General features: G+C 55.8%; 7 protein-coding genes. 4 read left to right on the top strand and 3 right to left on the bottom strand.

Annotated elements, in window-relative coordinates; translation table 11 throughout:
* Positions 1-115 precede the first annotated feature (115 nt).
* Genes aroQ through B7444_RS13305 form a run of 4 tightly spaced genes read left to right on the top strand, consistent with a single transcriptional unit; the run spans position 116 to position 2,952 of the window.
* A complete protein-coding gene (gene aroQ, locus B7444_RS13290) occupies positions 116-565 on the top strand; it encodes a type II 3-dehydroquinate dehydratase (protein ID WP_023943307.1) in 450 nt (149 codons plus the stop codon).
* The gene (locus tag B7444_RS13295; protein ID WP_007283987.1) at positions 562-1,017 is read left to right on the top strand and encodes an acetyl-CoA carboxylase biotin carboxyl carrier protein; all 456 of its coding nucleotides are present in this window, start codon (positions 562-564) and stop codon (positions 1,015-1,017) included. The genes aroQ and B7444_RS13295 overlap by 4 nt, the downstream gene beginning before the upstream one ends.
* The gene (gene accC / locus B7444_RS13300; protein ID WP_007283986.1) at positions 1,017-2,366 is read left to right on the top strand and encodes an acetyl-CoA carboxylase biotin carboxylase subunit; all 1,350 of its coding nucleotides are present in this window, start codon (positions 1,017-1,019) and stop codon (positions 2,364-2,366) included. The genes B7444_RS13295 and accC overlap by 1 nt, the downstream gene beginning before the upstream one ends.
* Before the next feature lie 16 nt (positions 2,367-2,382).
* Complete coding sequence (locus B7444_RS13305) at positions 2,383-2,952, top strand: NIPSNAP family protein (RefSeq protein ID WP_007283985.1); 570 nt, start codon at positions 2,383-2,385, stop codon at positions 2,950-2,952.
* Positions 2,953-3,019: 67 nt separating this feature from the next.
* On the opposite strand, the gene B7444_RS13310 is transcribed toward B7444_RS13305, so the two are convergent.
* The 3 genes from B7444_RS13310 to B7444_RS13320 all read right to left on the bottom strand — a co-directional run bounded on the left by B7444_RS13310 (position 3,020) and on the right by B7444_RS13320 (position 7,053).
* The gene (locus B7444_RS13310) at positions 3,020-5,218 is read right to left on the bottom strand and encodes a peptidase domain-containing ABC transporter (protein ID WP_007283984.1); all 2,199 of its coding nucleotides are present in this window, start codon (positions 5,216-5,218) and stop codon (positions 3,020-3,022) included.
* A gap of 11 nt (positions 5,219-5,229) precedes the next feature.
* Positions 5,230-6,522 carry an HlyD family secretion protein gene (locus tag B7444_RS13315; RefSeq protein ID WP_007283983.1) on the bottom strand — a complete coding sequence of 431 codons (1,293 nt, stop codon included), beginning with the start codon at positions 6,520-6,522 and terminating at the stop codon, positions 5,230-5,232.
* 141 nt (positions 6,523-6,663) lie between these two features.
* Positions 6,664-7,053, bottom strand: coding sequence for a hypothetical protein (locus B7444_RS13320; RefSeq protein ID WP_007283982.1), 390 nt, complete (start codon positions 7,051-7,053; stop codon positions 6,664-6,666).
* Positions 7,054-7,419 lie beyond the last annotated feature (366 nt).

Below are 7,419 nucleotides of genomic sequence, written 5' to 3' on the forward strand. Positions count from 1 at the left end.
ACCATGCTTCCTAGCACAAAACCGAGGCCCTGTCCCCTTTTGAACCCTGCGAAGACGGCAGGAATAGGGCGATGACGCTTTCATGACGGCTCCGAAAGTGCTATCGCGCGGCCAGATGAAACGTCCTCTCATTGCCGTACTGAACGGCCCGAACCTCAATATGCTGGGTCTTCGTCAACCCGGAATCTATGGCCACGCTACGCTCGATGATGTCGAGCAGGTGTGCATTCAGGCTGCCGAACGTCTGGATGTTGCCATTGATTTCCGCCAGACAAACGGTGAGGGGGAACTCGTGTCCTGGGTGCAGGAATGTCGCGGCCGTGCTGATGGAATCGTGATCAATCCTGCCGCTTATGGACATACCTCGATTGCTTTGCTTGACGCGCTTCTTGCCGTCGAGCTGCCAATCGTTGAGGTTCACATCTCGAATATTCACCGCAGGGAGCCATTCCGGCATCATACCTACGTCTCGCAGGCCGCCATCGGTGTGATCTGCGGCCTCGGCGTCAGGGGATACGCGCATGCGCTTCAGGCAATAACCGACATGATCGAAGACGAAGGATGAGCCGTATGCTCGTGGACAAGGATGCCATTCGGGCATTGGCCGATATTCTGACCGAAACCGGCCTGACCGAAATCGAGATTTCCGAAGCGGACAGCCGCATCCGCGTGGCGCGCAATGTCAACGTGGTCCAGGCTGCCGCTCCGGCCGTTGCAGCTGCGCCTGTGGCTGCCGCTGTGGCTCCGGTTTCTGCTGCCGCTCCGGCTGATCCGGCCAAGCATCCGGGCGCTGTGCCCAGCCCGATGGTGGGTGTGGCTTACCTGACGCCTGATCCGTCCTCCCCGCCATTCGCGCAGGAAGGCCAGCCAGTTGCTGCCGGCCAGACGATCATGCTGATCGAGGCCATGAAAACCTTCAACCAGATCAAGGCTCCTCGCGCTGGCACGCTGACGAAGTTCCTCGTCGAGTCCGGTCAGCCTGTTGAATTTGGTGAGCCACTGGCGATCATCGAGTAATGTTTTCAAAAATCCTTATTGCCAACCGTGGTGAGATTGCGCTGCGTATTCAGCGCGCCTGCCGCGAGATGGGCATCAAAACCGTAGCGGTTCATTCCACGGCTGACGCCGATGCCATGCATGTGCGTCTGGCGGACGAAGCCGTCTGCATTGGTCCGCCAAGTTCTCGTGATTCGTATCTGAACGTTGCTGCCATTCTCTCGGCTGCCACGATCACCGGTGCGGAAGCGATTCATCCCGGCTATGGCTTCCTTTCCGAGAATGCCGAATTCGCCGAGACGGTTGAAGAGCATGGCCTGGCCTTCATTGGTCCGACCGCTCAGCATATCCGTATGATGGGCGACAAAATCACGGCCAAGACGACCATGCGTGAGCTGGGCGTTCCATTGGTTCCGGGATCTGACGGTGCACTGCCGGATCTGCAGTCGGCTCGTGAAGTGGCTGAACGCGTGGGCTATCCTGTGCTGATCAAAGCCGCTGCTGGCGGTGGTGGTCGTGGCATGAAGGTTGCCAAGACGGCTGACGAGATTGAGGAAGCCTGGACCGTCGCACGTACCGAAGCGCGCGCGGCCTTCGGGAATGACGAAGTCTATCTTGAAAAGTATCTCAATCGTCCGCGTCATATCGAGCTTCAGATCCTTGGTGATGCCCATGGCAACGTGGTGCATTTCGGCGAGCGTGACTGCTCCCTCCAGCGTCGTCACCAGAAGCTGCTTGAGGAAGCAGGTTCTCCGGCTCTGACGGATGCTGAGCGTGAAGAAATCGGTCGCACCTCGACCGAGGCTCTGGCCCGCATGGGTTACCGGAATGCCGGCACGCTTGAGTTCCTGTATCAGGATGGTCAGTTCTGCTTCATCGAGATGAACACCCGCCTTCAGGTGGAGCATCCGGTGACGGAAATGGTGTGCAGCGTCGATCTGGTGCGTGAGCAGATCCGGATCGCGGCTGGCGAGAAGCTTGGCTACACGCAGAAGGACATCAAGATGTCCGGCCATGCTATCGAGTGCCGCATCAACGCCGAGAACCCGGAAACCTTTGCGCCGAGCCCTGGCACGGTCAATGTGTTCCATGCTCCGGGCGGTCTGGGTGTACGAATGGACAGCGCTCTTTATGCTGGCTATCGCATCCCGCCGTACTACGACAGCATGATTGCCAAGCTGATCGTTCATGCTCCGACCCGTCAGGAAGCCATCGCCCGCATGCAGCGCGCGCTGGACGAATGTGTGGTTGATGGCGTGCAGACGGTGATCCCATTGCACCGGAAGATCCTTGCTGATCCGTCTTTCCAGAAGGGTGACTACACCATTCACTGGCTGGAAAACTTTGTAGCTGCACAGACGAAGTCCTGATCTGGAGACCCATGCGATGAGTTACGCAGAAACCGTCTTTCTGGATGTTCAGGTCGGACATGTCCCGCAGGTCGTTTCTGCGCTCTCCGGCCTTGAAGGGGTCGGAGCATGGGTGACGGAAATTGGTCGGCTCAACCGGATCACATTGCTCCGGACCGCAGAGACTTATGCCGAATTGCTGGAAGGACGTCCGGAAGTACTGGCGTCTCTGCCGCATGAGCATCTGGTTCGGGTAGATGTGACGTCCTGGCGTGTGGTCACACCTGTGGCTGAGCCAGGGATTTATGGCGGTGTCTACGAATGGCGGTGCTATGAGGCTACGCCTGATGGCATGGCAGGTCTGGAAGAGCGTTTTCTGGCTGCCGTACCGGAGCGGACAGGGCTTTCGCCGCTGACATGCACACTGGTTTCGATTGAAGGTACTCCGCGCTTTGCCCATTTGTGGCCATACGTAGATCTGAACCAGCGTGCTGAAGTCCGTTCAGCTGCGGTTGCAACAGGAATATGGCCACCGAAGGTGGCATCTTTCCTGACGCGGATGGAAAATGAAATTCTCGTTCCGCTGCCGGGCTCGGCTTGGCGTTAACGTATCACGCCGACTTAGAGAAAAAGAAAGCCGGGCTGCACTGTTGCGGCCCGGCTTTTTTATTGGATCATCCGGTTATGGGCTGGGTCCACTGACCATATTGGCTGAGCCCGGTAAATTTGGAAGCTGAGGGCTTTTCCTCACTCACGGAAGCATGGCTCTCCCGTTCAATTTTCAGGCCGTCTGCTGTGAGGCGGAACACGATGTCTGCATGTGCAATGGTTGCAGGTCGATGCGCGACCATAATGCGTGTCTTGTTGAGCTGTCGCAGCGCCTTGGCGACTTTTGCTTCGGTGGCTTCGTCCAGATGGCTGGTGGCCTCATCAAGAAACAGGATCTGAGGTGCACGATAAAGGGCGCGGGCGAGAAGGGCGCGCTGCTTCTGTCCGCCAGAAAGGCTGGATCCCATGTCGCCCACAAGGGATTCATACCGCATGGGCATGCGCTGGACATCGTCGTGAATGGCGGCCCGTCTGGCGCAGGTTTCGATGAGCGCCTGATCAGGGCTTTCCGAGAACCCGCAGATATTGTCTCCGATTGAGCCGGAAAACAGGCCATCATCCTGGAGCACCCCGGCAATCTGGGAACGGTAGCCATCCAGTGTGAGACTGCGGATCTCGGAACCGTCCATAAAGATTTCCCCCTCAGTGGGCTGCTGAAGTCCCATGAGAGTTTTCAGCAGCGTCGTCTTGCCGCAGCCGGAAGGCCCGACAATGGCCACGCTCTGTCCGGCAGGAATGTCGAAGGACAGGTTCCGGAAAATCCAGGGTCCGTCAGGGCTGTAGCGTACGGAGAGATTGCGGACGGCCAGACTGCCGCGGCCTGCCTCATGAGAGGATGGCGATGGCAGGGGAAGGCCTTGTGGCTCAGGCTCGCTCATGACGATATCTGAAAGACGATCCGTCTGGATGCTCAGCATCCGGAGCTTGAAGCCGGTATTGATGAGGCTGCTGATCCGGCCGGCAAACTGGTCCTTGTAGGACAGGAACGCCACGAGCATACCGACGGACATATGGCCGCGCATGACCATATTGGCGCCAAGGACCAGCATGATCAGACGGTCTGCACCGAAGATCATATCAGCCAGGCGACCAAAGATCAGATCAAAGCGCTGGAGCCGCAGGTGAATGTTCATCGAGTCAATGACGCTGTTCAGCCAGGCTGTCTGACGCCGCTCCCGAAGGTTCAGAAGCTTGACGGTGGCCATGTTGCGCAGGGTTTCGATGAAATGCGTCTGGCTTTTCGCATCCTGTACGACGGCTTCTTCCGAGGCGCGACGGTAGGTGCCGTAGGTCGTCAGACGCAGAAGAATATCCAGCCCCATGGCCACACAGGCAATGGCGCCGAGCCAGCCGCCATAGAGGAACAGCATCACGCCCATTCCGACGGCCATGATGCCGTCCAGAATGGTTTGCACGAGGTCGGTGGTTAGTGTGTGCTGAATGGCGGAGAGCGCACCGAAACGGGAAATGACGTCTCCGATATGGCGCCGTGCGAAATAGTCCAGCGGCAGGCGCGTCAGATGTTCAAAAAGCGAGCCGTTCCATTTCAGGGAGACCCGACTTCCGAACATGACCACGGCCCAGCTTCGAACACTGGCCACCAGCATCTGGAGCAACAGGAGCACGACCATGGCGCAGGCGACGGTCGTGAGAAGATCGTGGTCTCCTGTGACAAGCACTTCATCAATGATGATCTGGCTGACCATCGGTGAGAACAGGGCGATGATTTCCAGGCCCAGAGAGAGTGCAAACAGGTAAGCCAGTGCGGGTTTGAGGCCCGAAACATGCCGAAACATGTCCCTGAGCCGAAGGGTTTTGCGCTCATCCTTACGCTCGAAACGTTCGGTCGGTGTGACTTCGAGTGCGACGCCAGTGAATTCCCGTGAAAATTCCTCCCGACCAATTTCCCGTCTACCCACAGCGGGATCATGAATGATGACGGCCTGCTTCCTGCGCTCTATCAGAACGACGAAGTGATTCATGCCCCAGTGTAGAATGCAGGGGAGAGTCAGTTTATCGAGGTCTTCAATTTCCAGCCTGACAGCACGGGCGTTGAGACCTACACGACCTGCAACCCCGACAATTTCCCGCAGGGTTGTTCCTTGAGACGACGTTCCCTGCTGCCGACGAAAGGTGGCAATATCAATGGAGTGACCATGGTATCCCATGACCATGGCGAGGCAGGCGAGGCCGCACTCAGCCGCTTCGGACTGAAGAACGACAGGAACATGGCGGCCAAAGCCGAACTGGAGATCACGCAGCATCCGGGTTCTCCTTATCGCGGGCCAATGGTGGTGGTGGTCAGGGTGTTGCGGACACTGATGACGGGATCAAGGAGCCACTGCCAGAGGTGCCTGCGGTCTGTTGCAATATCGGCAGAAACCGTCATGCCAGCTTCAAGTGGACGTCGTGTTCCATAGGTCTCGATATAAGTCTGATCTGGTTGGACCCGGATGCGGTAAATATCCTGCGGGGAACTGTTTTTCTGATCGTTCTCCTGCCCGGAATGAGGTGCCTGCTGCCCTCCGCTGGTGACAGGAGCATGCGTGATCTCTGCAATATGACCATGATGCAGACCGAATTTCTGGTACGGAAACGCGTCATAGCGCAGCAGGACAGGCTCGTTTTCTTTGAGGAAGCCAATTGAAGCGCTGTTGACGTAAAGCTCGATCTGCAGAGCCTGGTCTGTCGGCAGCAAGGTCACAAGGGACGTGCCCGCTGCGACCTGTTCACCCAGATAACCGCGGACCCCGGTCAGGATCCCATCTTCCGGAGCGAGAACAATCGTGCTGCGTCGACCTTCGTTCTCCGCAGTCTGCTGGTCGATGGCCGCAATCTGCTTGTCCAGTTCATTCAGGTCGTGGGAGAGCTCGGTATCAAACCGGGCAAGTTTGGAGGCGAGATCAGAAATCTTGCTTTCCGCGTCAGTGCGGGACTGCAGGGCCTGTGCGTGGGAGCTGAGAAGCTGCGCGTAGGTATAAAGCTGGCTCTGGAACTGCGTCTCCGTGATCAGATGATTGTTCTGCGCGCCCTGCATCTTTGCCAGAGCTCTCTGAACCAGAGGCAAAACGCTTTCATCATTGGAAAGCTGGGCAGAGATCTGCTCACGCTGGCGGGTCAGGAACTGGATCTGATTCAGAAGGGCCTGATGCTCGATGGGAGCGGATTTTTCGCGTAAAGCCCGCTGGTTCTCCAGAAGCGTCTTTTGACGCAAAAGGTCCGCCAGAACCTGCTTCTGTGTCGGTCCGGTCAGGGATGTGGCTTCCAGATCTTCTGTGAAAAGCATGTCGCCTTTCTGAACGTGTTGCCCCTCTGTGGCGTGAATGACTGAAATCGTTCCCGGTTGAATGGCGCCAAGTGTCAGGAGGCCGCTCTTCGGCATGACCTGTCCGGTTGCATGCACGCGACGGGTATAGGTACCAAACGTCAGAAGGAGCACTGTTCCGACGGTGAGAGCCAGACAACTCCAGGCCACAATCCGCACGGAGAGGGGTTGGCTGATCTGGACACGTCCGAGCCATGCGTCACGACGGGCATCCAAGGCTTCACGGCGAAAAAGAGAACTCATGGGTAACGATATGAACCAAGAGAAGTGAAGAGAAAGTAAAAATGCTTAGATAGCAGTAAAGGCTCCCCGTTTTTCAACGGGGAGCCTTTGGCGTAAATATACTTCGCCAGTCATGACGAAGCCCAGAAAATCTGAAAGAAATTAGCCGACAGCAGGCGGGAACGTGATTTTGGTGCCGCCATTGGCGATGGAGGTCGAAATCGCGCTTACGACACTCTTGTAAATAGCGAGACCGTTTGTTGCGCTTTGAGCGCCGATCTGGGCACCAAGCTGGACGTAAGATGCAATGTTCTTGATGTCAGCAGCGATAACGGATTTGCTTGCGGACTGTGCCAGATCAGCAAATACATTGTAAACGCCAGCCAGATACCCGCTGTATGCGCCTAGCTGTGTTGAATAATAAGAAGCGTAGCTCGCCGCGTTGCAGCCAAAATTAATTCCGTTTGAAATCCCAAATTGGTAATTATATCTTCCGCATCCGCCAGATACTTCATTTAGTTCTGAAACAGACAGTTCACGAAGGGCAGACATCTCTGGAATCCTTAGGATAAAACAATCAACTTTCTGCTGTTCTCATATTTCCCTGACTTTTTTCTAAGAATTATCAAAGAGATTTCTCAGATGCGAAGGAAGATGCGAACTGGCGAAGAGTGGGCATCGAATTAAATGAACATGATGAGTTTTCAAAGATAATAAATCGTTAAAGGTAAAAAATTTATAAATAATTTTCATTTCTGTGAGATAATCAAAAAATACCTTTTTTAAAGACTCTATTTGATGGTGAGCAACGTAGGATTCCCGCTATAATTAGTTCGTTAATGTACCTGATCGTTCGTTCAAAGAGGTCGGATTCTTAAGAGCCTGTTTGGAAAATCACGGGTGAGCATTTCTGCGCAT

The sequence above is a fragment of the Gluconobacter thailandicus F149-1 = NBRC 100600 genome (genome assembly GCF_000964465.1).
Taxonomy (GTDB): Bacteria; Pseudomonadota; Alphaproteobacteria; order Acetobacterales; family Acetobacteraceae; genus Gluconobacter; species Gluconobacter thailandicus.

Excerpts from the sequence above, each read along its gene's own strand:
- aroQ (WP_023943307.1), top strand. The coding sequence starts at position 116 with ATGAAACGTCCTCTCATTGCCGTACTGAACGGCCCGAACCTCAATATG.
- B7444_RS13295 (WP_007283987.1), top strand. The coding sequence starts at position 562 with ATGAGCCGTATGCTCGTGGACAAGGATGCCATTCGGGCATTGGCCGAT.
- accC (WP_007283986.1), top strand. The coding sequence starts at position 1,017 with ATGTTTTCAAAAATCCTTATTGCCAACCGTGGTGAGATTGCGCTGCGT.
- B7444_RS13305 (WP_007283985.1), top strand. The coding sequence starts at position 2,383 with ATGAGTTACGCAGAAACCGTCTTTCTGGATGTTCAGGTCGGACATGTC.
- B7444_RS13310 (WP_007283984.1), bottom strand. The coding sequence starts at position 5,218 with ATGCTGCGTGATCTCCAGTTCGGCTTTGGCCGCCATGTTCCTGTCGTT.
- B7444_RS13315 (WP_007283983.1), bottom strand. The coding sequence starts at position 6,522 with ATGAGTTCTCTTTTTCGCCGTGAAGCCTTGGATGCCCGTCGTGACGCA.
- B7444_RS13320 (WP_007283982.1), bottom strand. The coding sequence starts at position 7,053 with ATGTCTGCCCTTCGTGAACTGTCTGTTTCAGAACTAAATGAAGTATCT.